This window comes from Oscillibacter sp. GMB15532, from assembly GCF_041020825.1.
Classification (GTDB): Bacteria; Bacillota; Clostridia; order Oscillospirales; family Oscillospiraceae; genus Oscillibacter.
The window spans coordinates 134858-160552 of sequence record NZ_JBEVTO010000002.1; the positions used below are offsets into that span (position 1 = coordinate 134858).

A 25695-nucleotide genomic window follows, 5' to 3' on the forward strand; every position below is an offset into this window, starting at 1 on the left:
TTGCAAATCAGCACCAGATTCAGCCAGTCCATCATGAGGACTGCACTGCATTAAAAGAAAGAAGGACCATCGTAATAATGTATAACTATGGCGATATCAAACTGCAGAACAAGCAGGATGCTTTCTCTGCCATGTACATGTACGTTAGCGGAAGTATTCTCGACCTTTGCGGCAGACGCACAGGCGAGGGAATCTGTCGGGAAGCCATGCGCCGGGCAGGCCGCGAAAGCGGCTGCGCACAACGAGAAAAGTTTCTGGCTGCTAATATCAAAACCAATTTGCAGACACTGTTTTACTGCGCGCGCGACTATGTTCCGGATCCCCGGTTTCGCGGCGTCGAAATCTTCAATGAAGAAGAACGCCAGATATACGAGGTACATACCTGCCCTATGGCAGATTTCTGGAATAAGTATCACTGCGGTAAGCTGGGCAGCTTTTTTTGTGAGGAATATCACTATGCCCGCCTTCTGGCGTTTACCAACAATGTAGGGCAGTTTTGCAGTTCCAACACGCTTACCTGTCCACGGGATAATTTTTGCCACCTGAGCGCATTCTACCGGGAGGCAAACCTAACCGAAGAAGAGGCTAAGAAATCCTTTGCACACTGTGATCCCGGATATCAGCCACCCGAACCCCCGGCTGATGTCAGTTTTGGGGATGGCATTGGTCATCTGACGATCTCTGTATACTACTACCTTTTAGAAGTTGCGGAAGAAACATGTGGTACCGAGGGGATTTCTGCGGTTGCAGAAGGACTCAAGCAGTGGTCCGCGCAGGCAATTTCTGCGCTCCAATTACAGGCGGACCATACCCTCCTGCCCATGGACGCTGAATTTGTCAACAAGAATTTTGCATTGTCCACGGACAGCTCGTCCGATTCCCTGTGGACCGGCCGAACCGGTCACAAGGCACGGGAACTGATGCAATCTCTTGTGCTGGATTCTATCATTCAGGCAGAAAGATAAAGGGGAACAGAGATGTATACATACGAAGAACAGTGCATTATGGATCTGAGTGACAACTATACCGTCCTGTACTCTTTTCTTGGACGCAGCCTCATTGACGCCTTTGGTGTTGCCGGTGAAAAAGCTTTGCGGGAAGGCACCCGACGCTATGGACGCGACCGGGGAGAAAACTCTCGCAGAAATCACGAGGCACTGAATGTGAAAATCAATATGAAGAGCCTTTTTTCCGTTGGCGGAGATCTTCCTCCTGACCCCCGATTCCGCCGGGAACTGCAGGAGCTCAATCCAGAAGAGCGCGTTTCCCACACGCTGGTCTGCCCCATGGCGGATATCTGGAAAGCCTATGGCGAAGCCCATATCGGGCGCATTTACTGCGAAGAATTTCATCCCGCATGTTACAGCCACTATGCCTTTGGATATGGTCATGTCAATCTTGGTATGACACTCACACAAGAAAAGGATGAATACTGTGACTTCAACGTTGTCCTGCGTGCAGAAAATTTACCCAAGGACCTAAGACCCAAATGTTTTGCAGAGTATGACCCGGGCTATATCGCGCCGGATGTCCATCCCACCCCCGCCAGCGGTAAAACCGGGTTTGAATCCATCAGCGTGAAGCTTTATTACTATATTCTTGAGGCAGCGCTTGAGCTGCTGGGCGAGTCCGGTTGGGACGCCATGGCAGGCGCCATGAAGGAAATGGCCGTGGACGGCGCGCGGCGTGCACGCAAGACAGCAGCGCGATATGCCCGCCCCTTTAACGAACAAATCGTATTCGACACGTATCCTTTGACCCTTGATCAGGACAAAACACAACTGTGGACCGGTTACACAGCCAACAAAGCGGTGGAACGTTTTGAAGAAACATTTGTCACTGCAATGCGAGGAGAATTGGAAAAAGCATGAGTAAGAAGAAGCCTGCCATTGGAATGGTGATCGGGCCGTCTCCTGCGCTGATGACTGGAAAGCATATCGTTAATACTCCCTATATTCAAGCCATCGTCCATGCGGGCGGCACGCCTCTCCTTCTTCCTGTTACGGGAGATCCTGCCACGGCAAACGAATACATCGACCTGTTGGATGGGCTGCTGATTCCCGGCGGCGCTGATGTCACACCCACCCTTTATGGAGAAGATTCTGTTCCACAGGTAACGTATATGCTGGAGGATCAGGATCGTCTCGAGCTTGCTTTGATACATCTTGCCAGTGAACGGCAGATGCCCATCTTTGGTATTTGCCGCGGGATTCAGCTCTTGAATGTGGCTTTCGGCGGTACGCTCTATCAGGACATTCCCAGCCAATGCCCCGGCTGTATTGGGCACAGCCAGGATGTTTCTACACGGAGCCAGATGACACATCGGGTGCAGTTAGTCCCCGGATCACTCATGGAGCAGTTGCTGGGAGCAGAACCTCTTTTTGTTAACAGTTATCATCATCAGGCAATCAAGGAACTTGCGCCCGGGTTTAGTGTGTCCGCCTGCGCTGCGGATGGAGTTGTGGAAGCCTTTGAAAACGAAGCCCGCCATATTTACGCGGTTCAATGGCATCCGGAAGAACTCGTGGACCGCTACGATCGGTTTCGTCCCCTTTTCCGCCATCTGGTAGAAGAAGCGGGAAAATAACTCATCGGAAAAAATTTGGTGCACCTGCTGGTTTTAAAAATGTTGTCTTTACATCATCGCAGCAGAACAGAAGGCCCGCCTGACCTATGACAACATCCTGCGGATGAGCGACGACCCGGATGTCACCGATGCTATCCGCTTCCTCCGTGCCAGAGAAATCGTCCACTTCCAGCGCTTCGGCGAGGGCCTGCGGCTGGCAAAGGATCGGATGAACGAGCGAAACGTGTACTATATGAACCCGTCCTTTGACACCTGATTGCAGGGTAAAGGGAAAGGCTTACAAAAACGCTTCTGCCGGAGGAAGGTTGTTTGGCGTCGGCTTTCCTCCGGCTTTTTATGCATGGGTTTTACGAATCCACAACAAGTGAAAGGCGATATAGCTTTACAGCTATATCGCCTTTTGGTAATTTATAAAATACGGAAATCACTCAAGCAGCGCCGCAAATTCGTCTTCCGTCAGCACGGGGATTCCCAGCTCCTGAGCCTTTTGAAGCTTGCTTCCGGCGGCGTCCCCCGCCACCACATAGGTCGTTTTCTTCGATACGGAGCTTGATGCCTTTCCGCCCCGGGCCTGAATCATCTCCTCGGCGAACTTGCGGTCAAATCGGGTCAGCGTGCCGGTGAGAACAAAGGTTTTTCCCGCAAAGCGGTCGTCCACCGCCTCCTCTGTGCAGGTCGTATTCACCCCGGCACTGCGGAGCTTTTGCAGCAGGTCCTGAGACTGGGGGCTTGCCAGCCAGTCCAGAATGAACTGAGCCGTGACGGCCCCCACACTGTCAATGGCGGTGAGCTCCTCTGGCGTGGCCCGTTCCAGCGCGTCCAGTGTTCTAAAATGCTGGGCCAACACCCGCCCGGCTTTCTCGCCCACCTGTCGGATACCCAGCGCGTAGAGCAACTTTCCAAGGTCGTTTTCCTTGGATTTCCCGATGGCAGCCACCGCGTTGGAGGCGGACTTCTCCCCCATGCGCTCCAGCTGGGCAAGGTCCTGCTCCGTCAGGCTGTAAAGGTCGGCGGCAGAGTGAATCAGCCCGGTTTCAATCAATTGCTGAAGCACGGCGGGGCCTAGACCGTCGATATCCATAGCATCCCGGCTGACAAAGTGGGTGATATTGCGCAGAAGCTGGGCCGGACACTCCGCGCCGGTGCAGCGCACCGCTGCCCCGTCCTCGTCCCGCGTCACGGTTGCACCGCAAACGGGACAGGTCTTCGGAAGTTCATAGGGAACCGTCCCCTCCGGCCGCTTGGAAACGTCCACCTCCACAATCTCCGGGATAATCTCCCCTGCCTTCCGAACCAGCACGGTGTCCCCCACACGGACATCCTTTTCGGCGATATAATCCTGATTGTGCAGTGTGGCGCTCTGGACGGTGGTACCCGCCAGATGAACCGGAGCCAGCACCGCCTTCGGCGTAAGCACCCCGGTGCGCCCCACCTGAACCACGATATCCAGCACCTTGCTTGGCTTTTGCTCCGGTGGATACTTGTAGGCAATGGCCCACTTCGGACATTTCACAGTGCTGCCCAGAATCTCCCGGTCAGCCAGACGGTCAATTTTAATCACCGCGCCGTCCATGTCGTAGGGATAGCTCATCCGGCGCTCGTTGATATCGTGAATTTCCTCCAGGCACTCATCGGCTGTGAGGACCGTTTTATGGGGAATAACGGGAAAATGCTGGCTCTCCAGATAGTCCAGCGTTTCAGAGTGGGTAGCGAAGGTGCGTCCCTGCGCCAATTGCAGGTTAAAAATCCGGATGTCCAACCGCCGTTCCGCAGCAATCTTGGGGTCCAATTGGCGCAGCGAACCTGCGGCTGCGTTCCGGGGATTGGCCATGAGGGGCTTCCCTTCGATTTCCCGGCGGCGGTTGATCTCCTCAAATACGGAGCGGGCCATATAGACCTCTCCACGGACAATGAGCCGGGGCAGCTTCTCCGGCAACGTCATGGGAATGGAGCGGATGGTGCGCAGGTTTTCCGTCACGTCCTCCCCCACCCGGCCGTCGCCTCTTGTTCCGCCGCTGACAAACACACCGTCCCGATACTCCAGCGCCACCGACAGTCCGTCCACCTTCGGCTCCAGAGAATATGCCGCGTTTTCACCCAGCGATTCCCCCATCCTGCGGCAGAATTCCTCCACCTCCCCGGAAGTGAACACATCCTGCAAGCTCTCCAGCGGAACCTCGTGGCGATAGGAGGAAAAGCCCTCTTTTAGCTTGTCCCCCACCCGCTGAGTGGGAGAATCCGGGGCGATTTCCTCAGGATGCTCCCGCTCCAGCTGCTGAAGGCGGCGGTTTTTCATGTCGTAGTCATAGTCCGACATGGTAGGTTCGTCCAGTACGTAATAGCGGTAGGCATTCTCATTGAGCTCCTCCCGCAGTTGCTTCATTTCCTCGCGATAGTCCATGCGCTCGTTCCTTTTCCTTTCCTGCCCGGACTGAAAGCGGGAGGATAGTCCTCCCGCTCAGCCCTTGTTGAGAATCAGCTCCCTGGCGTCCTCCGCCTGATCACCTGTATTGCTGAAATAGGTGTAATTCTCCGGCACCGTGCCCACAATCACCGTTTCTGCCACGGTAAAGGCGTTGCTCACCTGCGTGGCGGTGTTAAACCCCGGCAGCAGAATCGCCACGGATACATCCACCTCCAGCAAAATCCGGTGTTTGGTCTGGTTGATTCCCGCAGAGTCAAACTGGTTCTCCAAATGCGCCCTAGACGATCCCACAGACTGCATTCGTACTTTCACCCCCGGCCCCCGCCCGGACAGCAGCGCAGACCCGGTAAGGCTGCCTAAGGGGATAGACAAATCTTTTGTAGACACGTCGGAGAGCCGCTCCAGAATCACCTTTAAAATTTCCGACTGTAACCGGTTGAACTCCGGCATGTTGCTTTTTACCGCCGTGATTTTTCCATCGTTGTCCTTTTCAAAGGAAATCAAATCGTCGTATCTAATCTCCCCGCTGTCAATTGTTTCATTCACAGCCTGCGTGACAATGCCGTTCACCGTGTTGCTAACCCGGGTAACAGCCAGCTGGGTCAGCAGCTGCTTCATCTGAAGGCCCGCCACGGCTGCAAAAATCCCCAGCCCCAAAAGCACCGCCGCCAGCACCAACCGCGCCAGCATCCGCCGGGTCAGGGGGCGGCGGTAGTATCCGTATGATCTCATAGAATCACCCCATTGAAAGATTCTATGCAAAAGGGGCTTTTCCCTATTTCAATCCGGACACAATCTGCTTAAAGGCTCTGCCCCGCTCCATAAAGTTTTTAAACTGGTCAAAGGCCGCGCAGGCGGGGCTCAGCAGCACCACGTCGCCCTCTCCCGCTCTCTGGGCTGCCGTTTCCACGGCGGCGCGAAGCTCAGAGATGGTCAGCATTTCCGGAACACCCTGATAGTTGGGTGCATGTTCAACGCAGGCGCGTATTTTTTCCGCCGTGGCCCCGCAGAGAATCAAAAGCTTCACATGCTCCACAAGCTCCGGTCCCAGCGTGTCGAAGGGAATGTGCTTATCATAGCCCCCGGCAATGAGAATGACCTTTTCCGGGAAGGACCGCAGTCCCGCGATGGTGCGGGAGGGACTGGTCCCGATGGAGTCATTGTAATACCGCACACCCCGCAGCGTCCGCACCAGCTCAATGCGGTGCTCCACACCGGCAAAGGTACGAGCCACCTGCCGCATCGCTTCATCGGGCACCAGCCCATCCATGGCGGCGATTGCCGCCATATAGTTTTCTACGTTATGAACGCCGGGAAGCAGGATATCGGACGTACGCATAATCTCCCGCTCTACCCCGTCCATCCGGGAAACAATTACGTCCCCCCGCAGGAACACGCCCTCCTCCGGCTCCCCTTCCCGGGAGAACAGCCGCCTGTGTCCAACGGCCCGGCGGGCCTGCTCCGCCGTAATAGTATTGTCAGCATTGAATACGGCAATATCTTCGGCATGCTGATGTGTAAAGATGTTTTCCTTCGCAGCAATATACTCCGCCATATCCCGGTGCACATCCAGATGGTTAGGTGCCAGATTCGTAATCACGGCGATGTGGGGACTACGAGTCATGGTCATCAGTTGGAAAGAGCTCAGCTCCAATACGGCATAGTCCTCTGGCCGCATTTCATCCGCCTCGCACAGCAACGGGCGGCCGATGTTTCCGCCCACATGGACGGTCTTTCCTGCCTCCCGCAAAAACTCTGAGATGAGCGTGGTGGTGGTGGTCTTTCCATCGCTTCCGGTTATGGCAATCAGCATGCAGGGAGCCACCTGAAAAAAGACCTCCATTTCAGAGGTAATCTCGCTTCCCCGCGCCGCGGCGGCCAGCAGTTCGGGAACGTCCTGTCGCAGTCCCGGCGTGCGGAAAATCACGTCTTGGGTCAGATCCTTCAGGTAATCCTCTCCCAGCTTTAACGTCACGCCAAGCTCCTCCAGACGTCCGGCCTGACAGCCCAGATCTTCGCGGCTTTTGCGGTCACAGGCGGTAACGCGGACGCCCGATTTTGCCAGAAGCTCGATCAGCGGCGTGTTGCTGACGCCGATTCCGACAATGGCCACGGTTTTTTCCCGAATGGATGCGATGTATTCCTGTAACGTCATAAGCGGTCCCTCCCAAAATGCCCGCAGGGGCGGAAAAATTACTCAAAACAGTATACCGCAAAGCAATAAAAATAGCAATCAGGCCCCTCAAATTTTTCATCTTCTTTGCTGTTGACAAGCAGTGAAAGAGCAGGTAAAATAAACGGGCAAGTAAAACAGACAGTCGCGTGGGCAGGCCGAAAGGCCGTCTATGAGGAAAGTCCGGGCTCCACAGGGCAAGGATAACGGGTAACGCCCGCCGAAGGCGACTTCAGGAAAAGTGCAACAGAGATATACCGCCGTCTTTTGCCGTTCCATGGCGGTCGGGCCGCGTCGGCTAGCGCTGCCCTCGGGCGGAACGCGGAATTGTCGGCTTCCGTGGATTGGCAAAAGACGGTAAGGATGGAAAGGTGAGGTAAGAGCTCACCCGACGGCTGGAGACAGTCCGTCGCTGTAAACTCTATCCGGAGCAACACCGTGGGGAAGCAACAGGTTGGCCCGACCGCTTCCGGGAGGTGGCTGGAGCGTGCCGGCAACGGTACGTCGAGATAGATGACTGTCAAATACAGAACCCGGCTTACAGTTTTGCTTGCATCAGATATGGCCCTGGCTGCGGAACACGCAGCCAGGGCTTGTTCTTTTTCCCTGTATCCACCCATTTTCCTTTATCAATCAGTTGCCTTTTGAAGGATTGTCTTTCCGCTTCGGTACGAACTCCCATCTGCGCCGGGCGCATCCGAGTTTTTTAATTTTTCCCAATGTCTCTGCCATGCTATTAGCGGCCTCTTATTGTTTTTAGGTTTATTCGGCTTCTCCCCACTTCACTGCTTTTTTAAACCTACCTTCACTACTGCATTCAACAAAATCTAAGTTTTGTTGAATGCAGATGAAAAAAAGCCCGGGAGCAGCTTGCTCCCGGGCTTCCTGTATTTTCAATGCAAGCCTTTAAACTCTCTTGGTCAGCAGATAGTCCGGAAAACGGGGCAGTCCAACTCAGTCCTGCTCCCAGTTGTGCCAGACATTCTGCACATCCTCGTTGTCCTCCAGCATATCAATGAGCTTATCCATATTCTTCACATCGCCCTCGCTGCTGAGCACAACGGTGTTCTGAGGAACCATCTCGATGTCGGCGTTGACAAAGCTGTACCCCTTCTCCTCCAGTGCTTTTACCACGGCGTTAAAGGAATCCGGGTCGGTGTTGATCTCAAGAGCCGGTCCGTCGGCGGTGAAGTCCGCCGCACCGGCTTCCAGCGCGTCCATCATCACGGTATCCTCGTCCAGCTCACCATCCTCGTTGTCAATGACGATGACGCCCTTGCGGTCAAACGACCAGCTGACGCAGCCGGGAGCGCCCATGTTGCCGTTGCACTTGTCAAAAGCGTGGCGAACCTCCGGCGCAGTGCGCTGGCGATTGTCGGTGAGGGCCTCCACAATGACGGCTACACCACCCGGTCCGTAGCCCTCATAGGTAATGGCCTCAAAGCTCTCCGTATTGCCTGCGCCCAAAGCTTTCTCGATGGTGCGCTTGATATTGTCGTTGGGCATATTCACTGCCTTGGCCTTTGCAATGACCGTGGCAAGACGGGAATTGTTGTTGGGATCGCCGCCGCCGCCTTCCTTCACGGCAACGAGGATCTCCTTTGCCACCTTGGTGAATGCCGCGGATCGTCTCGCGTCCGCTGCGCCCTTGGTCTTTTGAATGTTATGCCACTTGGAATGTCCAGACATATGTTTATTCTCCTTTGATGTAGAATTGAATGACTTCCCGGTGGGAAGCGGATTTTTCAATGGAAAGCCCGGGGAATTTTTTCTGCAACCAAGCAATCAGCGCATGGCAGACCGGGTCCTCCGTGGGGAAATGGCCTGCGTCCAGCAGATTGATGCCCTTCCCCTCCGCGTCCAGAAACGCGTGGTAGCCCAAATCGGAGGTCACAAAGGTATCGCACCCAGCGGCAGCAGCCGCGTCCGCGTATTCGCCGCAGGCTCCACCGCCCACAGCCACACGAAGTACCGGCTTTCCCGTGTCGGCATAGCGCACACCGTTGCAGCCCAGCGCCTGAGAGACGCAGGCGGCAAAATCCCGCAGCGCCATGGGTGCCGGGAGCCGTCCCATGCGAATAAGCCCATCCGTCCCATCAAGGGGCCCAGGGTCCTCCAAACGGAGAGTGCGGGCCAGCACGTCGTTGACGCCGCCCTCCGCCACATCCAAATTCGTATGCATACAAATCACGCACATATTCGCCCGGACCAGTTTCCGCAGCAGCCGCCCCTGAGGGGTATCCTCCCGCAGAGTCTGCACAGGGAGCCACCGACAGTTCATCACGGGATGGTGGGCAACGATCAATTGACAGCCTTTTGCAATCGCCTCATCGGCAACCGCTTCCGTCACATCCAGCGCCGCCAGAGCGCGGGTGATCTCCGCAGCCGGGTCGCCCACCAGCAGACCCACGTTGTCCCAGTCCATTGCACCGGCTTTGGGCGCAAGATCAAACAGACTTTTTTCAATTTCAAGAGCCGTTGGCATGGCGCCACTCCTCCCATAATTCCAGCAGGGACCCGATCACGTCCCGCAGCCGGTCCGCTTTTTCCCACGTTTCCGGTCCGCTTCCACGGTTAAGTCCGGCTACCGCCGTCTGTAGCCTTAAAATCTGCTCCACAAGATACTGTCCGCCCAGCGGGTCCCCTGTCAGGTAAGCACCGCCGTATATCTGCCCTGGTGACAGGCTCTGACAGCCTGCCCCAACCTCCAGCACGGGGTAAATGGTTCCCCGATCCTCCACCAGACGTTCCCGGAAGATGGTGTAGCCGTTGGCACTGAGAAAGTTCCGCAGCTCCTCTGCCCGGGACTGTGGCTGAAGCAGCAGTGTGTGACTGCCGTCCGCCGTCCATGGGGCGGCGGCGAGAATGGAAACGATGTTCTCCCCACCCATACCCGCAATCACCACGGTATCTGCTTCTTTCGGTCCCACTCCGGTAAGCCCGTCGCACAGCCGGAAGTCAATCCGCTCAAAAACGCCGAAGCGCCGTGCGGTATCTTCCCCCCGGCTCAAGGGGCCGGACCGCAGATCGCAGGCAATGGCGGAGCGGAGCCGTCCCTCCAGCGTCAGATTGACCGGGAGATAGGCGTGGTCCGTCCCCACGTCCGCCATGGCGGCGCCTTGGGGGACCCAGTCCGCCAGTAACTGAAGCCGGGCCGATAGCTCAAGTTTCCGTGTATTCATTACCGTTCTCTATCTCCCTCCGGCCCGCTGCAAACGGGAAAGTTCCTGCCGCTCCCCGGCAACTGCTGACAAACGGAACGCATACGGATTTCCCGTATGCGTTCTGTCAGATTCTTCCTTGAAAAAGCCTTATTCCGCAGCCTTGTTGGCTTCTTCGTTGACCAGCGCCAACAGCTTGTCCACGTCCACGCCATGAACCATGCAGGCCTCCTCCACGGTTTCGCCGCGGGAGGAAGGGCAGCCAAGGCAGTGCATTCCGATGGAAAAGAAAATCGGCGCGGTCTGAGGAGCCACGTCCAGAATATCACCGATGATGGTGTCCTTAGTAATTTCAACCATAAGTTTGCCTCCAAAAGTTCAGTTTATCGGAGCAAAGCTCCGTTCACTTTTAAGTATTATACCCCGTTTTCCCTCTAATTTCAAGAGAAATCCGGGGAAAATTTCATGTAAAAAGGCAAAACCTGCCTTTTATATGCAAAGCTTTGAAAAAACGGCGTTGTAATTCTACACCGTTTGCCAACAAACGGTGCGTCTGTAAAAAAGGCGTAAAAAGAGGAACGCCCTTTTGGGCGTTCCTCTGAGATGACTTTCGTTATCTCTGCTCCTCGCGCATCTTGGCGAAGCACTCGCTGCAATACACAGGACGGTCGGACTTGGGCTCGAAGGGAACGCGAGCCTCACCGCCGCAGGATGCGCAAACAGCGGCGAAATACTCCCGGGGACCGCGGGAAGCGGTCTTGCGGGCATCGCGGCAGCCCTTGCAGCGCTGAGGCTCGTTCTGGAAGCCGCGCTCGGCATAGAACTCCTGCTCACCGGCAGTGAACACGAACTCCTGCCCACACTCTTTGCACACTAAAGTCTTGTCTTCGTACATGATTTTACCCTCTCTTTGAAAAGAAAAATATATTGCGTTCAGCTCTTGCTGAAATCGCCGGAAAGAAGTTGCCGTGCCACCTTACGACGGATCCGCTGCACGGCGTTGTCCACGGATTTGGGGGATTTGCCCACGGTTTCGGCAATTTCCCGACAAGATAAACCGTCTAAATAATACCCCAAAATCTTCGCTTCAAACTCGGACAACTGTTTCCGAACACCAAACAAGAGACTGCTCGTGTGCTCCCTGTCGATCAGAAAATCTTCAGGGCTGCGCTGCGTCAGATCCCGGGTACCAAGGGTGTAGGAGTCGCGATCAAAGAAGGGTGTATCAAGAGAAACCGACTGGTTCAGAGGCATATGCTTGCCGCGGGAGGCGGCGCGCAGAACTGAAAGCAGACGATTGCGGACACAGGTTTCGGCAAAGGTGCGAAAAGAGGCGTCCCTTTCTCCGTCGTATTCCCGGACGGCCTTCATCAGTCCGATCATTCCCTCCTGCAGCAAATCCTCGCTGTCGCCTCCGATCAGAAAGAACGGACGGGCACAGGAGCGGACCAGACGGGTGTATTTGGAAACCAGCCGCTCCTCCGCCCCACGATTCCCGCGGGCGGCACGAACACACAGCTCCTCATCCGAAAGGCCGTCTGCACAGAATGAATTAGACTCTTCGCACTTGCACATACGTTATTATACCTTTTGAACACAAATTTTGTCAAGAGAAATATAAAATTCGTTAAAATTTCTTTTGAAAATTCTGGCAATTCCGCTCTGCGGCATCTGTCAGATTTTTAGGTTTCGCACAAAATCCGAAAGCTTTTCAGCTGTTTTACGCGCCTTTTCGGTGGTTTTCGCCTCCACCATGACACGAATTAGCGCTTCCGTTCCGGAGGGACGCACCAGAATGCGGCCCTCGCCGCCCATGGCCTCCTCTTCCGCTTTCACGGCGCTTTGCAGAGCGGACGAGGCCATAATCGCCTCCTTCACGCCCCGCTGATGGTCGACAGGCACGTTAATCAGCTCCTGAGGATACGTCGGACAGACAGATACCAGCTCCGAGGCCTTTTTTCCGGAGGTTTTCAAAACCTGCAAAAACTGAAGCGCGGTGACCTGCCCGTCTCCGGTGGTTTCCAAATCTGTAAAAATGGTGTGCCCGGACTGCTCGCCGCCGATGCGGAAGTCGCTTCGGAGCATTTCTTCCAGCACGTTCCGGTCTCCCACGTCGGTGCAAACCAACTCCAGCCCGCCTGTGCGGCAGAACTCGTGCAGGCCCAGGTTGCTCATCACGGTGGCAACCAAGGCGTTTCCGTTGAGCTTGCCCCTGCGTTTCATGTCCGCAGCGCACACGGCCATCACCTTGTCGCCGTCAATATGTCCGCCCGTTTCGTCCACCAGAAGGCAGCGGTCGGCGTCCCCGTCAAAGGCCACGCCCACGTCGTACTTTCCCTTTACCACCGCAGCCGCAAGGTCCGTAAGATACGTGGAGCCGCATCGGCTGTTGATATTCACGCCGTCGGGCTGGGTATGGATGAAATCCGTATGGGCCTTAAACCGGCCGAACAGCTCCGGCGCAGTGGCGGTGGCCGCGCCATTGGCGCAGTCCGCCAGAATGCGCAGTCCCGCAAGGTCGCTCTCAACCGTACCTGCCACAAAATCTATGTAGTCCCGCTTTAGCTGTCGCATTCCGTGGTGGCGGCGTCCGATTTCATCCCGGGTACGGGACTTGATGGGCCCGCCAGACAAAATTTTCTCTTCTACCCGCAGCTCTACCTCGTCGGATAGCTTATAGCCCTGGGCGTTAAACACCTTAATTCCGTTGTGCTCGTAAGGATTGTGGGACGCGGAAATCACAATGCCCGCGTCACCCCGCTCCCGCACTGTCAGATACGCCACAGCGGGAGTGGGAATGGTCCCCAGCGGCTTCACGTCGCCGCCCACGTCGCAGATGCCTGCCATCAGGGCAGATTCCAGCATATCGGAAGAAACGCGGGTGTCTTTACCGATCAAAACCACCGGGCGGCGGCCCAAATCCTCTGTCAGCACGGCGGCCACGGCCTGCCCCACGCGAAATGCCTCCTGCGCCGTGAGGGTTTCCCCCACCACTCCGCGGATACCGTCGGTCCCAAAGAGTTTGCCCATATTATATACCTCGTTCTATTCAAAAATCAAAAGGAGAGCTGCTCCGGCCCGCCGGGGACGCTCAGCCCCAGATGGGTATACGCCCGGTGGGTTACACACCGGCCCCGGGGCGTGCGGGTGAGAAAGCCCAATTGCATCAGATACGGTTCGTAAACGTCTTCCAGCGTCACGGATTCCTCTCCGATGGTGGCAGCCAGTGTCTCCAGACCCACCGGGCCGCCGCCGTAGTTTTCAACAATGGAGGAAAGCATCCGCCGGTCCACGGAGTCAAGGCCTAGATAGTCCACCTCCAACGCGTTTAACGCGTGATCGGCCACCGTCTTTGTAATGACGCCGTCGGCTTTTACCTGCGCGAAATCCCGCACCCTGCGGAGCATCCGGTTGGCGATACGGGGCGTCCCCCTGCTGCGCTTGGCAATCTCAAACGCGCCCGCGTCCTCAATGGGGACATTCAAAATCCCGGCGCTGCGCGTGACTATCAGGGCCAATTCCTCCGAAGAATACAGCTCCAGCCGCAGCGTCACGCCAAAACGGTCCCGCAAAGGCGCGGAAAGCTGGCCCGCCCGGGTGGTTGCCCCGATCAGTGTAAACCGGGGCAGATCCAGACGGATGGAATTTGCGGAGGGTCCTTTGCCCACAATGATGTCCAGCGCGTAGTCTTCCATGGCCGGGTACAAAATTTCCTCCACGGCCCGGTTCAGCCGGTGAATCTCATCCACAAACAGAATGTCGTTTTCTGAAAGATTCGTTAAAAGCGCCGCCAAATCTCCCGGTTTTTCAATGGCAGGACCGGAGGTTATACGGATGTTGACCCCCATCTCCCCCGCGATGATCCCCGCCAGCGTAGTTTTGCCAAGTCCCGGAGGACCGTGAAGCAGCACATGGTCCAGCGGCTCCGTCCGCTGCTTGGCGGCGGCAATAAACACGCTCAGATTTTCCTTGGCCTTTTCCTGCCCTATGTAGTCCCGCAGCGCCCGGGGGCGCAGGGAAATTTCACCGCCGTCCTCCTCAAGAAAGGTTTTGGCGACGATGGGCTCCTCATAAATGTCGCTTCCAAAGTCAATGCTCAACTGCTCACTTCCCCCAAATCAGGCGCGTTTCTCTGTGCAGCAATTTTCCTTTACAGAGATTCCGCTATATCACGTACGGTATCAAGAAACGCTTCTTCACCCAAGGTGTTGAGCTTAAAAAACATGGCCTGACTTCCGCCGGAAGTAATCACGGTGAGGAATAAATCCGTTCCGTAGCCCATCAGGGTCAGATTCAGGCTGACCCGGTTTCCCCCTGCATAGCTGTACCGCTCGTAAACCCTCACAGCGCAGCGCACGTCGGCAGCGGCATAGTCGCTGCCGTCCTCATAGGTGGCAGACGCACTGCCGTTTAAAATCCCGGCGTGCAGAACGTTCAGCGAGCTTTCAAACTCCCCTTGAAACCGACGCTCGTATTTTGCCATAGCCGTTCTCCTTTCCTGTATCGCAGCGGCACATGTCGCACCGCGGCAATCCTTTTTTCTTTATTTATGGGGAAGAAAGCTTCCCGGTATTTCAGCCTCCGGGTATCTCAGATACACCCGCAGATTGGCGCTTACCGCGCCATTTTTTTCAGGCAGGCCCGGATAATTTCTTCCAGCGGCAGGCTTTGTGTGTCCACGCCCTTCATCGCTGCGGCCGTTTCTGCCGAAGAGTAGCCCAGCACGCTCAGGGCCGCGGCAGCCTCCATTGTCTTGCTGGTGAAATCCGCGCTGACTGCGGCGCCCCCTGTGCCCAGCGCAAAGCCGTTGGCGGCGCTCTCTTTACTCATTTTATCTTTCAACTCTAGAATAATGCGCTGAGCAATCTTTTTCCCGATGCCGGGGGCCGCCGTCAGGGCCTTTTCATCCCCCGTAATCACTGACATGGCCAGGGTTTCCGGGGTGGAAACGGACAGAATTGCCAGCGCCGCCTTGGGCCCCACGCCGGACACGCCGATGAGCAGCTTGAAACTGCCAAGCTCTGCAGGACTTCCAAATCCGTAAAGTCCAAAGGCGTTTTCCGCCACATGAAAATGGGTGTACAGCTTTGCCTTTTCTCCCTTTTTCAGGCCCGACAGTGTGTGCCCCGTGGTGGCGCAGGCATAGCCAACACCGCCGCAATCAATTACCGCCAGATTGGGCTGTACCTCGGCCACAGTGCCGTTTAGATAGTAAAACACAGGACTCCTCCCATTCTTCGTTCAAATACAGGCTGTGCCTCGCGTCTTATGGTTCAGATTGTCTCTTTTACGCCACTCATCTGCGGAAGCCGTGAAGTAAAACTCCTTGCATGACAAAGAGCCAACGCCAGAGCGTCGGCGGCGTCGTCGGGACGGGGGACGGATTTCAGATTCAGAAGCCGCCGGGTCATGTCCATCACCTGACGCTTCTCCGCTTTGCCGTATCCCACCACCGCCATTTTCACCTGAGACGGCGTATACTCGAACAGCGGTACGCCGCATTTCTCAGCAGACAGTAAAATAACGCCCCGACCGTGGGCCACGGCGATGCCAGTGGTAATGTTGTTGTTAAAAAACAGCTCTTCCACGGCAATCACCTCTGGCTTCAGCTTGCCGATCAAAGCCTCCATATCCCCGGAAATCTGATATAGCCGTTGGGAAAGTGGCAGGCCCGCAGGAGTAGTGACGGTGCCGTAGGTCACCATGCGCGCGCTTCCTCGGTCCGCTTCCACCAGCCCGAAGCCGATGGTAGCCACGCCGGGATCAATTCCAAGAATCCGCATAGCGCCCCCCTTTCGCACAATCAAAACTATTATAGCAAATCACAGCGGGATACGCAACCCGAAAAAAGGAACGCCTGTTTCAAGGCGTTCCTTTTTTATGCTGTCTTTTATCTGATGGGAACCTTCACAGGAACAGGAAGGTCTGTCACCCGGGTAAAGACCGGCTTTAGCCAAACCTCCAGACCAACAGCCGCAGGCAGCGGAACCGTCTCGTAAAAGAAGCCGGATGTGCTGCCGTCCAGATATTCGCCCGTGTCCAAGTCCTGATAGGTGTAGGAAGAACCGGAGGAGGAAAAGGACTGCTCCTCCCCGTTTTCATCCAGATACCCGTTCCAAAGGCAGTACATATTGTTTTCCCGATACTGCTTTGCCCGGAATGTCAGCAAATTTCCGCTGTCAAGCCGCTGAATCCCAGCAAGCTCCGCGCCGTCCGGCAGGAAATCGTGCTCCCCCGTAACCAAGTTCAGTCGAATTTTTTCCCGGCCCTTATCCAGCCAGCGCACCTGTTCGATGTAAAGCGTTAATTCTTTACTCTTTCTGAAATACGTGGAATCCATCCAATAGGTCACTGTGGATGGAGAGGATTCGTCTCCGCTGGCGGTAAGCCCGTTGCGCACCGGGTCAAACCGCTCGCCCCGCTCGTTTTCCACGTAAAACTCCAATCCCTTCAGCCATGCGGTGTTTTCAGGAACATAGCCGAAGTCCAATCGCAGGTGGGTCGGATAAATCTCTGCGCGCTCCAGTATCAGTGTCTGTGTGTCGATTTGGAAGGTCTGCCCCACCTCCACGATTTCGCCTTGGGCGGTGAATTGGGGATCGAAGGAAAGGTCAAAATTAAACGCTGCCAGAATGTCCGGTTCACGATCATGGGAACCGAAATATGTCTCCTCCATAGACTCTTCTCTGGTATTCGGCTCCGTCCCGCCGTTCTCATAGATGTTCTGATAGACATCCAGAAGCAGGGTCAGGCGTTCCGGCATATCCCGCTCCACGAAATTCACCGTCATTTGACGCAGCTCTCCGTTTGACGTGCCATACGACCCGCTAGAACTGCCGTATCCGTCGCTGTTGTCAGGCAGCTTTATGCTGGCGTCTGATTCCAGCTCTTCGTATCGGTCGGAATCCAGCGAGTAAAAAATCTCCAGCTGCTTCTGGTCCACAATCAGGTATTCTACCCGTGCGGTGATTCCGTCTTTGCTCTGCTCCTGTCCCACAGGCTGCACATAGTCATGCTCTACGGCGGCGGAGAGCGACGGCGACCACGATACCGCCCTTGCCAGCTCCCGCAGCACCGGCACACCGCCGCAGGCCCGGGCAAAGGGTGGAAACAGGTTTACCAGCAGCATAAAGCCGAGGAAGCACGCCGCAAGGCTCCCGACGGGAACGCCGAAAAGGCGGACGCGCCTGAGGGCTTTGCCGTTTCGCTTCAAGGCTCTTGTTACCGTATATTCAAGCTGAGGCGGCTCCACAATCGAAGCGCGCAGCATCACGTATTCCTCGTTTCGGTTCATGGTTCTCCCTCCTCCAGTTCCAGTCTCAGCAGCGTCAGCGCTCTGCGCTGGCGGGTAACCACGGTTCCCTGCGGAATGCTCAGGGCACGGGCGGTTTCCGCCAGTGTCAAATCCCCGAAGTACCGCAGTGCAATCACCTGCCGAAGTTCCTGCGGAAGTCGGGCCACCGCCTCCCGCAAAGGCAGCGCGTCGTAGTTGAAGCTCTCCCCCGCCTCCGGCAGATATTCCTCCGGGCGCTGGTGCTTCAGCCGTCGCAGCTCCCGTCCACACTCATTGATGAGAATGCGGGTAAGCCACGTTTCAAAATAGTCCGGCTCACGAAGTTGGTGCAGATGCCCCAGTGCCTGATACACCGTCTCGTCCACAGCCTCCAGAGCCGATGCCTCGCCGCCAAGATACGCAAAGGCCGTGCGATACAGCCGCGTCCGCAGGGCCTCCGTCCTCCGAACAAATTCTTCCCGGTCCACCCGATCCCCCCTCTCTACTCATTAGAGCATCCATCCGTCCATTTTGATTTGCTCTGACTAAAAATTTTTTAAACATAAATAAGGAGCTGGCGCGGGAAAGCTCCCGCACCAGCCCCGGCTAGCTCCTGTTTGATTCACGCCTTGGGATGAGCCTTGTTGTACACGTCCTTGAGCTGATTCTTTATTACATGAGTGTAAATCTGCGTGGAGGAAATATCCGCGTGGCCCAGCATTTCCTGGATAGAGCGCAAATCGGCTCCGTTTTCCAGCAGGTGGACAGCAAAAGAATGACGCAGGGTGTGGGGCGTGATGTCCTTTTGAATCCCGGCCTTGTCCTGATAATACTTGATAATTTTCCAGAAGCCCTGTCGGCTCATGCGTTCACCGTTCATATTCACGAACAGAGCCCGCTCGTCCATATCCGCGATGATTTCCGGCCGGATGCTCAGTTCATAATCACGCAGGGCCTTCACCGCCGCAGGATACAGGGGGATGATCCTCTCCCGACCACGGCTGGCGCAGCGCAAAAAACCCGCCGACAAATTCAGATCGTTCACATCCAGCGCAATCAGCTCGCTGACGCGGATGCCGGTGGCGTACAGCAACTCCAGCATGGCGTGGTCGCGGAAACCCTTGGCGTCCATGCAGCGGGGCTGCTCCAAGAACAGCTCCACTTCCTTGCTGGTGAGAATTTCAGGATACCGCCGCTCCGCCTTTGTGGCCGTCAGCCCTCTCGCGGGGCTGGCTGCCATGGAGCCGGAGGAAACCATAAAGCTGTAAAAGGACTTGACAGCAGCCAGAAACCGCGTTACCGAGGCAGCAGACTTGCCCTTCGTATGCATCCAATCCATATAGCGCTGAACCATCTCGGGCGCGGCGCGGCGCAGCTCACTGCCCTCCTCCACATGGAGAAACTCCTGAAACTGGGCCACGTCCCGCAGATAGGCGGACACCGTATTGACGGAGGAGCCCTTTTCTGCGGTCAGATATTTTTCGTAAAGCTTCAGGTAATCCACCGCCACAGTAAAAGTTCCCCCTCTCTCGCTGCCGTTTAAAATAATTTGTTCGGCACGGTTTTTAAAATTTTTATGTTACCGGAGAATCATTCCCAAAACCCAGTTTAAAAGCCACGGAGTTACCAGCAGTTCCGTCAGCACACCGGCGGACAGGACCGCGCTCACCACCGCAAACCGAAGCCACCAGGCTTTATTATAAACCGGGGGCGAGGGTCGCCCTCCCTTTTCAAGAGACAATGCCGCCAGCGCCACGGACTTTTCCAGCGCCGGGACCGCCACCGCAAAATAGCATGGAAGCGTAATCAGGCAGCGCAGGCCAAAGACCGCCAGCGCCAAAAGCACGCCGCCGGGGCCGAAAGCCGCCGTAAGACAGCATACGGAAAACGAAAGAAAAAAACCGTATGCCGCCGTCACCGCCGGAAGAAGCACCGCGCCCACCGAGGCAAAGCCCAGCAAAAACGCCAGCAATGGATAACGAAAATAGACTGCCAGTGCAGAAAGCACCGTCCTCCCGGTTGGCTCCGGCGGGGTGCTCAATGAAAAATAGCCGTTTAAATACTCCGTCAGCTCTCTGGCTGTTTCCGCACTTACGCGGGCGGAAAGAACCTGTCCCAAAAACAGGCCCACAAGAAAACAGGCGGCTAACAGCAACAAGCGGAGCCACGGACCGCGTCCGCTCCGCATCAGGCGGCGTCCGCCACCCACCGACCCCACAAACAAAGCGCCTCACCTCACGCAAATCTATGCGGCGGGCGGACAGGTTAGAAGTCGGTTGACGTAAATATCGTCCTTACTAATATATTGCTTTTTTCCACGGACCGCAAGGGCTTTTCGAGAATCCTCTATTTTTTGTAAACTATGACAAAATGTTATGTCAATAACATTATGTAAACTTAAGAAACCGAATGTTTTAAATAGTTCTTTCGCTAGTGCAAACGTCAAGATGTGGGGTCCGCTCACAAGCGGACCCCACTACATCTGTGCCAATACATGATCCCGCGGTTCAAAGTCCCTGCTAAATAATTTTTGGAAAAATCTGAAAAAACTCCAAAAATTTGGTGAAAATCACAAGGGACACATCAGCTCTTCTTCCCCACCTTTGCCCGGCGGGCAGGTCCAGTGCGGGATTGCTTCTTCTTTTTTCCGGGTTTTCGGCCCAGCAACGCGGCCAGCAAGCCTCCTACCAGCGCCGCCGCCAGCAAAATAAGACTTTCTCCGGACCAGACCAAATCATCGCAAAGCAGTATTCCGCCCAAGGCCAGCGTGGCTGCAAAAATTACCGCGGACCCCAGCGCAGCCCACAAAGGCCCCACCTCCGTGCGGCGAATTGACAGCGTTCCCCCAGCCCAGGCCGCCAGCACTCCGCTTGCCGCCTGAAAGCGGAACGCCATCTCCTCCGGCATGACACCCTTGATGGTCAGCAGCGCAAGCAAACATTGAAATCCGATGTAAAGCCCCAGCGACAGCGCCGCTCCCTCCAAAAAACCTGCCCATCCGGGCATTTTTCGTTTGGCCATAAAAAGCCCTCCCCCGTCATATGCTCTTTACCAGCATATGACGGGAGAGGTTTGTTTATGAAGGGTAGTCCCGGTTTTACCCCGGCGCTTTTACACCTCGGGGTCCCAGGACTTCTTTTCGCCGTCTCCGGCGGGCTGTTCTGTCTCAGCAGACTGCTCCTCTGCGACAGGTTCCTCAGCCGCCTGCTCCGCAGGCTTGTTCTCCTGCTTCTGCTTGGCCTTGGGGTCGGTAGAAGTCTGCACGCCGGTGGTGGATACGGCCCACTTGGTAATTTCCATGCGGACGCGGTCCTCACTGGTTTCAATGATAATCGTGTCGTCGTTCACCTGCACGATGGAACCCACGATTCCGCCGATGGTGGTGAGCTTGTCACCCTTTTTCAGACTGTCGCGCAGCTGCTGGGCAGACTTTTTCCGCTTGTTTTCCGGACGGATGATCATGAAGTAGAACACGCCGATCAGAACTACCAGCATCATGATTGTTGTAGGATCCATAGGGCAAATACTCCTTTGTGTTATCAGAATGAATTTATTATATCCAAAGCAACCAAAATTTGCAAGCCCTTTTTCAAGGCTTACACCCGTTGCTCCAGCTTTCCGCTGTATTTTTCCCGAAATGCGTCAAATGTCCCGGAATCCAGCGCGTCCCGGATCTTGTGCATCAGCTCATTATAGAACCAGAGATTGTGCAGCACGGACAGCCGCAGGGCCAGCACCTCGTCCGCCTTAAACAAATGGCGCAGATATGCTCTGGAAAAGCTGCGACAGCAGGGACAGCCGCAGCTCTCGCCCACCGGGGCAGGGTCCGTCTCGTACTTCCGATTCATGATATTCACCGTCCCCTCCCAGGTGAACAGCTTTCCATGCCGTCCGTTGCGGGAGGGCATCACGCAGTCAAAAAAGTCCACGCCCCGGGCGACAGCCTCGATAATGTTGCTGGGCGTGCCCACGCCCATAAGATACCGGGGCTTCTCCTTGGGCATGTGAGGCTCCACTGCGTCGATGACCTCGTACATCACCTCCGCAGGCTCCCCCACCGCAAGTCCGCCGATGGCGTAGCCGTCGCAGTTGAGCTTGGCAATTTCCTTCATATGCCACACCCGCAGGTCTGAAAACGTGGCCCCCTGATTGATGCCAAAGAGCATTTGCTTGGGATTCACGGTGTCCGGCAAGGCGCCCAGCCGCTCGTGCTCCGCGATGCACCGCTCCAGCCACCGGGCCGTCCGTTTGCAGGACGCCTCGGCGTATTCGTGCGTCGCAGGATTCTCCACGCATTCATCAAACGCCATGGCAATGTCGCTTCCAAGGTTGGACTGAATGCGCATGGACTCCTCCGGTCCCATGAAAACCCGATGCCCGTCGATGTGGGAGGCAAAGGTCACACCCTCCTCCCGGATTTTCCGCAAAGACGCCAGAGAAAACACCTGAAACCCGCCCGAATCCGTGAGAATTGGGCCATCCCAGCCCATGAACTTGTGGAGGCCGCCCATCTCCCGCACAATTCCGTCTCCGGGCCGCAAATGGAGGTGATAGGTGTTGGAAAGTTCAATCTGGCAGCCGATTTCTTTGAGGTCCAAGGCACTGACGCCGCCTTTAATGGCGCCCTGCGTGCCCACATTCATAAATACTGGGGTCTGAACCTCGCCGCCGTGGGCGCAGGAAAAAACGCCCCGCCGCGCCCGGCCTTGATACGCAATCACTTTAAACATGAATAGCTCCTAATCCCTGAAGTTTTATGCGGTAACGTCTCGTCCGGTAAACCCGAGAAGTCGCTCGTTTGCATATGCATTGCATACGCATGTATATCCGATGCATATGCAAAACTGAGTATGCATTCATTCTGCAAACGACTGACTAAGGCCACCGAATCCTTTCAAAAGCAGCATGGAGACAGCTTGAAATGCAGCCCCGCAACGCCATAAAATTCACTTTGCTGATTATACACGGAAGCGCCAGACTTTGCAAGCACGGCATTAATTCTCCGTTTACGAAGCCGATCTCGCCAACAAGTATCTGTTTGGGGTTTGCTTTGCCCGGCAGTATATTCTACACCGGCTCTCCCCTGCCCACCGCTCCTTACCGGGCCCTTCTTTTACTGTCAGGGCAATTCCATCGTATTTCCGCGGGCAAAAAGTGCCGCATCCTCTTTTCAGTAAAAGAAGGATGCGGCGCTTTCCTATTGATTTAATGCTTACAAAAAAGAAAATCAGCGATGAACCCGGAACTGCCGAGCAGCAATAATGCCTACGGCAAGAAACAGCACGGCTGCCGCCAGATAATAGTAATACATCTGATTGGATGCAGAGGCAGTTTCCTGCCAGCTTCCGATGCCCTGCGGGCGATTTCCGGAAGGTCTCCCCTCCCGCCCACCGTCCCCGGGTGGGAAGCCCTCTCCAAAGACCTGCGCATCTTCCTGCACGGTATCATCCTTTGCGGTACTATCCTGAGAAGTATCCTCTCCGGATTCCGTTGAAGCATTCTGATCCTGAAACTGCCCGTCGTCTCCCGTTCCTGCGGGAGGAGCAGCTTGCGCACTGTCCTCTTCCCCACCCGCCGCATCAACGGGAACCGGATTCGTTTCACCAGACTGCGTGTCCGCCTGCACATCTGTCTGCTGGCCGCCCGGTCGGGAATTTTCTCCGCCGCCCATGCCGCCTGTATTGGAGCCCATACTTTTTATGTCAATCGCGGAAGCATCCACGAAACTTGCGCTGTCTGCCTTCTGCCCCTCGCTGGTAGAGGGAATGGTTCCGTCAAGCTGGCCCTGCACGCTCTGGGCCCGCAGCAGGCAAAAGCTTTTGAGCATGGCCCAGGCTTCGGTAAACTCCTCGTAGGTGCAAAACGCGGTGGGATCTTTTTCAACGTAAGGGGAGATCAGAGCAACGGTACTGTCAATCATTTGCTCAAACTCTCCGTTGTCAAAATAGTTGGAAATGAATTCACCAAAAAGCTGATGATAAAGCTCCAGATAGGTTTCATTTTCAAGCAGCTTCCCTAATAGAGGGCGCTCCTCCAGCGTGGTACCGGAAACCGGGGTATCAATCGGGTAATTGATAAGTGACGTGGCGGAAGACGTTCCGCTTTGGGCATTTCCTCCGCCTGAAAAAGCGCCGAAGGCAAGGTTGTAGTCCCAGGCGATCATGGAAAGCATCCCGTCTTTTTCGTACAGATAATAGTTGTGCATCATGCTTCCGGTATAGCTGTCAAAATTCAGCACAAAGTTGTGTACGACAAAATATCGCAGAACTTCTTCAATATTGACAATTTCCTCAAGGTTTTCCCCATCCGAAAGCTGTTTCAATGTGGAGATCAGCCGCTCCTTATCGGCATCTGTGATATCAAAAACGGCATTGTCAAAAATATTGGAATAGCTGTCGTAGTTGTCGTCCGAGTAGACCAGCGCCACATCGGTACTTCCGCCACCCATGCCGCCCGCACCTCCTCCCTGCCGTCCCCCTCCCGAATCGCCTTGATTCTCAGCAGAGGGCACGGCGCTTTCGCTGATATCCGCAATGTCCTGATTCACCGCCGTGTTTTGTTCCGCGTTTGTATCAGCAGTTTCACGGGACTGCTTTTCCGGGTCTGCATCGACAATTTCCTTTGTCTGCTGCTCCGAGCTTGTCTCAGCTGCTTGCTGTGTCTGCTGCTCTGTGTTTGCATCGACGGCCTGGCGGAATTGCTGGCGGTTGTTCCCGTCGGGTATTTCGCGGGTTTCATCATTATCCCCATTGCCGCCGCCCATCATATTCATGCTATCCGGCTTATAAATCTGCCCGGAATCCGAGCCATAGTTTCGGCTGGCATAGGCATCTTCAATCCCTTCCACGGCCAGATACAGGCCCCAATCCTCCCCGTTGACGGTGATATAAATGAAGCTGCACAAGGGAGAATCCGCGTCAAACTCGTTCATCATCTGATAGCTGATATAATCCTTCAGATAGGTACTGTCCTGCACAATGTTGTTGAGGGCCAGCTTATCCAGCCCATAATAGGTTTGACCCGTCTGGTAATGGTCAAACTCAATTTTAAAGCTGTACCGGTCGGAATCGGAGCTTACAATGCTGGAAAGAGAGGAGTTTCCCTTGGTGCGCAGGCCGACGTTTTTCACCGAATTCCCATCCAGCACAATGCTGGCGGCAATATATTCTTTATTCGAGGCGCTGTCCAGCATTTCCTGCCAGTCGTCCTCCTCAACCACAATATCCAGCATGTGGACGCGGTCGGTAGAAAAGAGAGATTCCACATAGGGCATTTCCGTCTGCGCCACCGACAGTCCGAAAGATTCGCCAAATACAAACAGAATCGTTGTCAGCAGCATAGCCGCAACAATTGCTATACAGATCGGCGTCGTGTATTTATGCCTTAACATGGACGCGCCTCCTATCCCATATACTCACCGTTATAGCTGACCAGCACGATATTCTGCACCCCGGGCAGTTCGCTCAGCGTATTGACAAATGCGGTATCATCCGATTTGAGACGAATCTCATAGTTCAGCTCAATGCCCTTTTGACTGACGGTTTTGCTTTTAATCACGCTCTTTTTGACAAATCCCTTCAACTTTTGAGCCGCATTTTGTTCGCTTTCGGCATCCATGCAGGAAAGTACAACAATATAGGGCGTATCCACAGAGTTGCGGTTTACAAAGACCAGCAGAATGATGCCGATGAACAGGCTGCCAAACACAGCCAGAGGAATCATGCCCGCCGCCAGAACAATTCCCGAAGCGATGGACCAGAAAAGGAACACGATATCCAGCGGTTCCTTGATTGCCGTGCGAAAGCGGACAATGGACAGCGCGCCCACCATGCCGAGGGAAAGCACAACGTTGCTGGTAACCGCCAAAATAACAAGGGTGGTAACCATGCTTAACGCAATGAGAGAAACACCGAAGCTGGCGGAATACATCACGCCCTTAAAGGTTTTTTTGTAGATAAGAAAGATGAATACCCCGATGCCAAAGGCAAGGCCCAGGGCAAGCACCATATCCAAAAGAGAGATGCTGGTCACATTCTCCAGGAAGCTTGATTTAAAAATATCATCAAAGGTCATGAA

General features: G+C 55.2%; 26 protein-coding genes, 1 other RNA gene and 1 pseudogene. 5 read left to right on the plus strand and 23 right to left on the minus strand.

The window, feature by feature from the left end; genetic code table 11:
• Positions 1–77: 77 nt before the first annotated feature.
• The 4 genes and pseudogenes from ABVS15_RS03195 to ABVS15_RS03210 all read left to right on the plus strand — a co-directional run.
• Positions 78–965 (plus strand): L-2-amino-thiazoline-4-carboxylic acid hydrolase, encoded by an 888-nt coding sequence (locus ABVS15_RS03195; protein WP_369282319.1) that lies wholly within the window; start codon positions 78–80, stop codon positions 963–965.
• A 39-nt stretch (positions 966–1004) separates the two neighbouring features.
• Positions 1005–1871 (plus strand): L-2-amino-thiazoline-4-carboxylic acid hydrolase, encoded by an 867-nt coding sequence (locus tag ABVS15_RS03200; protein ID WP_369282320.1) that lies wholly within the window; start codon positions 1005–1007, stop codon positions 1869–1871.
• Positions 1868–2587, plus strand: a complete 720-nt coding sequence (locus ABVS15_RS03205) for a gamma-glutamyl-gamma-aminobutyrate hydrolase family protein (protein WP_369282321.1) — start codon at positions 1868–1870, stop codon at positions 2585–2587. Before ABVS15_RS03200 ends, ABVS15_RS03205 begins: the two co-directional genes overlap by 4 nt.
• 55 nt (positions 2588–2642) lie before the next feature.
• Positions 2643–2843 (plus strand): annotated as a pseudogene (locus ABVS15_RS03210) (manganese catalase family protein); the annotation flags it as partial.
• 168 nt (positions 2844–3011) lie between these two features.
• Here the strand turns inward: ABVS15_RS03210 and ligA are convergent.
• The 3 genes from ligA to murD are packed head-to-tail and all read right to left on the minus strand — an operon-like array spanning position 3012 to position 7167.
• The gene (gene ligA, locus ABVS15_RS03215) at positions 3012–4988 is read right to left on the minus strand and encodes an NAD-dependent DNA ligase LigA (protein WP_369282322.1); all 1977 of its coding nucleotides are present in this window, start codon (positions 4986–4988) and stop codon (positions 3012–3014) included.
• A 57-nt stretch (positions 4989–5045) separates the two neighbouring features.
• Complete coding sequence (yunB, locus tag ABVS15_RS03220) at positions 5046–5744, minus strand: sporulation protein YunB (RefSeq protein ID WP_369282323.1); 699 nt, start codon at positions 5742–5744, stop codon at positions 5046–5048.
• A gap of 43 nt (positions 5745–5787) precedes the next feature.
• Positions 5788–7167 carry a UDP-N-acetylmuramoyl-L-alanine--D-glutamate ligase gene (murD, locus tag ABVS15_RS03225; RefSeq protein ID WP_369282324.1) on the minus strand — a complete coding sequence of 460 codons (1380 nt, stop codon included), beginning with the start codon at positions 7165–7167 and terminating at the stop codon, positions 5788–5790.
• A gap of 147 nt (positions 7168–7314) precedes the next feature.
• Between murD and rnpB the strand changes: the two genes are divergently transcribed.
• Positions 7315–7742: RNase P RNA component class A (gene rnpB / locus ABVS15_RS03230), an RNA gene on the plus strand.
• A gap of 397 nt (positions 7743–8139) precedes the next feature.
• Here rnpB and ABVS15_RS03235 read toward each other — a convergent pair.
• The 20 genes from ABVS15_RS03235 to ABVS15_RS03330 form a co-directional block, all read right to left on the minus strand.
• Complete coding sequence (locus ABVS15_RS03235; RefSeq protein WP_369282325.1) at positions 8140–8874, minus strand: YebC/PmpR family DNA-binding transcriptional regulator; 735 nt, start codon at positions 8872–8874, stop codon at positions 8140–8142.
• A 4-nt stretch (positions 8875–8878) separates the two neighbouring features.
• Entirely contained in the window at positions 8879–9670 is a 792-nt protein-coding gene (locus ABVS15_RS03240) for a Nif3-like dinuclear metal center hexameric protein (RefSeq protein ID WP_369282326.1), read from the minus strand.
• On the minus strand, positions 9654–10367 hold the full coding sequence (locus ABVS15_RS03245; protein WP_369282327.1) for a tRNA (adenine(22)-N(1))-methyltransferase TrmK: 714 nt from the start codon (positions 10365–10367) through the stop codon (positions 9654–9656). The genes ABVS15_RS03240 and ABVS15_RS03245 overlap by 17 nt, the downstream gene beginning before the upstream one ends.
• A 129-nt stretch (positions 10368–10496) precedes the next feature.
• Complete coding sequence (locus ABVS15_RS03250; protein ID WP_369282328.1) at positions 10497–10706, minus strand: DUF1858 domain-containing protein; 210 nt, start codon at positions 10704–10706, stop codon at positions 10497–10499.
• Between the two features lie 253 nt (positions 10707–10959).
• Positions 10960–11241: a zinc-ribbon domain containing protein gene (locus ABVS15_RS03255; RefSeq protein WP_293009465.1), complete on the minus strand. Its 282-nt coding sequence runs from the start codon at positions 11239–11241 to the stop codon at positions 10960–10962.
• Positions 11242–11279: 38 nt separating this feature from the next.
• The gene (locus ABVS15_RS03260; protein WP_293009466.1) at positions 11280–11921 is read right to left on the minus strand and encodes a sigma-70 family RNA polymerase sigma factor; all 642 of its coding nucleotides are present in this window, start codon (positions 11919–11921) and stop codon (positions 11280–11282) included.
• A 99-nt stretch (positions 11922–12020) separates the two neighbouring features.
• Positions 12021–13376: a phosphoglucosamine mutase gene (gene glmM / locus ABVS15_RS03265; RefSeq protein ID WP_369282329.1), complete on the minus strand. Its 1356-nt coding sequence runs from the start codon at positions 13374–13376 to the stop codon at positions 12021–12023.
• Between the two features lie 26 nt (positions 13377–13402).
• Positions 13403–14446 (minus strand): Holliday junction branch migration DNA helicase RuvB, encoded by a 1044-nt coding sequence (gene ruvB / locus ABVS15_RS03270; RefSeq protein WP_369282330.1) that lies wholly within the window; start codon positions 14444–14446, stop codon positions 13403–13405.
• 50 nt (positions 14447–14496) lie between these two features.
• Positions 14497–14829, minus strand: a complete 333-nt coding sequence (locus tag ABVS15_RS03275; protein ID WP_369282331.1) for a DUF6054 family protein — start codon at positions 14827–14829, stop codon at positions 14497–14499.
• A 131-nt stretch (positions 14830–14960) separates the two neighbouring features.
• Entirely contained in the window at positions 14961–15566 is a 606-nt protein-coding gene (gene ruvA, locus ABVS15_RS03280; RefSeq protein ID WP_369282332.1) for a Holliday junction branch migration protein RuvA, read from the minus strand.
• A 53-nt stretch (positions 15567–15619) separates the two neighbouring features.
• The gene (ruvC, locus tag ABVS15_RS03285) at positions 15620–16129 is read right to left on the minus strand and encodes a crossover junction endodeoxyribonuclease RuvC (RefSeq protein ID WP_369282333.1); all 510 of its coding nucleotides are present in this window, start codon (positions 16127–16129) and stop codon (positions 15620–15622) included.
• A 107-nt stretch (positions 16130–16236) separates the two neighbouring features.
• Complete coding sequence (locus ABVS15_RS03290; protein ID WP_369282334.1) at positions 16237–17640, minus strand: DUF4179 domain-containing protein; 1404 nt, start codon at positions 17638–17640, stop codon at positions 16237–16239.
• Positions 17637–18107, minus strand: coding sequence for a sigma-70 family RNA polymerase sigma factor (locus ABVS15_RS03295; RefSeq protein WP_369282335.1), 471 nt, complete (start codon positions 18105–18107; stop codon positions 17637–17639). The genes ABVS15_RS03290 and ABVS15_RS03295 overlap by 4 nt, the downstream gene beginning before the upstream one ends.
• Positions 18108–18241: 134 nt before the next feature.
• Positions 18242–19123 (minus strand): site-specific tyrosine recombinase XerD, encoded by an 882-nt coding sequence (xerD, locus tag ABVS15_RS03300; protein ID WP_369282534.1) that lies wholly within the window; start codon positions 19121–19123, stop codon positions 18242–18244.
• Positions 19124–19198: 75 nt separating this feature from the next.
• Positions 19199–19807 carry a stage II sporulation protein M gene (locus ABVS15_RS03305; protein WP_369282336.1) on the minus strand — a complete coding sequence of 203 codons (609 nt, stop codon included), beginning with the start codon at positions 19805–19807 and terminating at the stop codon, positions 19199–19201.
• 395 nt (positions 19808–20202) lie between these two features.
• Entirely contained in the window at positions 20203–20640 is a 438-nt protein-coding gene (locus ABVS15_RS03310) for a hypothetical protein (RefSeq protein WP_369282337.1), read from the minus strand.
• Positions 20641–20730: 90 nt separating this feature from the next.
• Positions 20731–21135, minus strand: coding sequence for a preprotein translocase subunit YajC (gene yajC, locus ABVS15_RS03315; protein WP_369282338.1), 405 nt, complete (start codon positions 21133–21135; stop codon positions 20731–20733).
• Positions 21136–21215: 80 nt separating this feature from the next.
• Complete coding sequence (tgt, locus tag ABVS15_RS03320) at positions 21216–22349, minus strand: tRNA guanosine(34) transglycosylase Tgt (protein WP_369282339.1); 1134 nt, start codon at positions 22347–22349, stop codon at positions 21216–21218.
• A gap of 497 nt (positions 22350–22846) precedes the next feature.
• On the minus strand, positions 22847–25009 hold the full coding sequence (locus ABVS15_RS03325) for a CotH kinase family protein (RefSeq protein WP_369282340.1): 2163 nt from the start codon (positions 25007–25009) through the stop codon (positions 22847–22849).
• An 11-nt stretch (positions 25010–25020) separates the two neighbouring features.
• Positions 25021–25692 carry a DUF4956 domain-containing protein gene (locus ABVS15_RS03330; RefSeq protein ID WP_369282341.1) on the minus strand — a complete coding sequence of 224 codons (672 nt, stop codon included), beginning with the start codon at positions 25690–25692 and terminating at the stop codon, positions 25021–25023.
• Positions 25693–25695: the final 3 nt, after the last annotated feature.

What these genes read in the sequence shown, in the direction of transcription:
- ABVS15_RS03195 (WP_369282319.1), top strand. Translation starts at nt 78, where the DNA reads ATGTATAACTATGGCGATATCAAACTGCAGAACAAGCAGGATGCTTTC.
- ABVS15_RS03200 (WP_369282320.1), top strand. Translation starts at nt 1,005, where the DNA reads ATGGATCTGAGTGACAACTATACCGTCCTGTACTCTTTTCTTGGACGC.
- ABVS15_RS03205 (WP_369282321.1), top strand. Translation starts at nt 1,868, where the DNA reads ATGAGTAAGAAGAAGCCTGCCATTGGAATGGTGATCGGGCCGTCTCCT.
- ligA (WP_369282322.1), bottom strand. Translation starts at nt 4,988, where the DNA reads ATGGACTATCGCGAGGAAATGAAGCAACTGCGGGAGGAGCTCAATGAG.
- yunB (WP_369282323.1), bottom strand. Translation starts at nt 5,744, where the DNA reads ATGAGATCATACGGATACTACCGCCGCCCCCTGACCCGGCGGATGCTG.
- murD (WP_369282324.1), bottom strand. Translation starts at nt 7,167, where the DNA reads ATGACGTTACAGGAATACATCGCATCCATTCGGGAAAAAACCGTGGCC.
- ABVS15_RS03235 (WP_369282325.1), bottom strand. Translation starts at nt 8,874, where the DNA reads ATGTCTGGACATTCCAAGTGGCATAACATTCAAAAGACCAAGGGCGCA.
- ABVS15_RS03240 (WP_369282326.1), bottom strand. Translation starts at nt 9,670, where the DNA reads ATGCCAACGGCTCTTGAAATTGAAAAAAGTCTGTTTGATCTTGCGCCC.
- ABVS15_RS03245 (WP_369282327.1), bottom strand. Translation starts at nt 10,367, where the DNA reads ATGAATACACGGAAACTTGAGCTATCGGCCCGGCTTCAGTTACTGGCG.
- ABVS15_RS03250 (WP_369282328.1), bottom strand. Translation starts at nt 10,706, where the DNA reads ATGGTTGAAATTACTAAGGACACCATCATCGGTGATATTCTGGACGTG.
- ABVS15_RS03255 (WP_293009465.1), bottom strand. Translation starts at nt 11,241, where the DNA reads ATGTACGAAGACAAGACTTTAGTGTGCAAAGAGTGTGGGCAGGAGTTC.
- ABVS15_RS03260 (WP_293009466.1), bottom strand. Translation starts at nt 11,921, where the DNA reads ATGTGCAAGTGCGAAGAGTCTAATTCATTCTGTGCAGACGGCCTTTCG.
- glmM (WP_369282329.1), bottom strand. Translation starts at nt 13,376, where the DNA reads ATGGGCAAACTCTTTGGGACCGACGGTATCCGCGGAGTGGTGGGGGAA.
- ABVS15_RS03275 (WP_369282331.1), bottom strand. Translation starts at nt 14,829, where the DNA reads ATGGCAAAATACGAGCGTCGGTTTCAAGGGGAGTTTGAAAGCTCGCTG.
- ruvC (WP_369282333.1), bottom strand. Translation starts at nt 16,129, where the DNA reads ATGCGGATTCTTGGAATTGATCCCGGCGTGGCTACCATCGGCTTCGGG.
- ABVS15_RS03290 (WP_369282334.1), bottom strand. Translation starts at nt 17,640, where the DNA reads ATGAACCGAAACGAGGAATACGTGATGCTGCGCGCTTCGATTGTGGAG.
- ABVS15_RS03305 (WP_369282336.1), bottom strand. Translation starts at nt 19,807, where the DNA reads ATGCGGAGCGGACGCGGTCCGTGGCTCCGCTTGTTGCTGTTAGCCGCC.
- ABVS15_RS03310 (WP_369282337.1), bottom strand. Translation starts at nt 20,640, where the DNA reads ATGGCCAAACGAAAAATGCCCGGATGGGCAGGTTTTTTGGAGGGAGCG.
- yajC (WP_369282338.1), bottom strand. Translation starts at nt 21,135, where the DNA reads ATGGATCCTACAACAATCATGATGCTGGTAGTTCTGATCGGCGTGTTC.
- tgt (WP_369282339.1), bottom strand. Translation starts at nt 22,349, where the DNA reads ATGTTTAAAGTGATTGCGTATCAAGGCCGGGCGCGGCGGGGCGTTTTT.
- ABVS15_RS03325 (WP_369282340.1), bottom strand. Translation starts at nt 25,009, where the DNA reads ATGTTAAGGCATAAATACACGACGCCGATCTGTATAGCAATTGTTGCG.
- ABVS15_RS03330 (WP_369282341.1), bottom strand. Translation starts at nt 25,692, where the DNA reads ATGACCTTTGATGATATTTTTAAATCAAGCTTCCTGGAGAATGTGACC.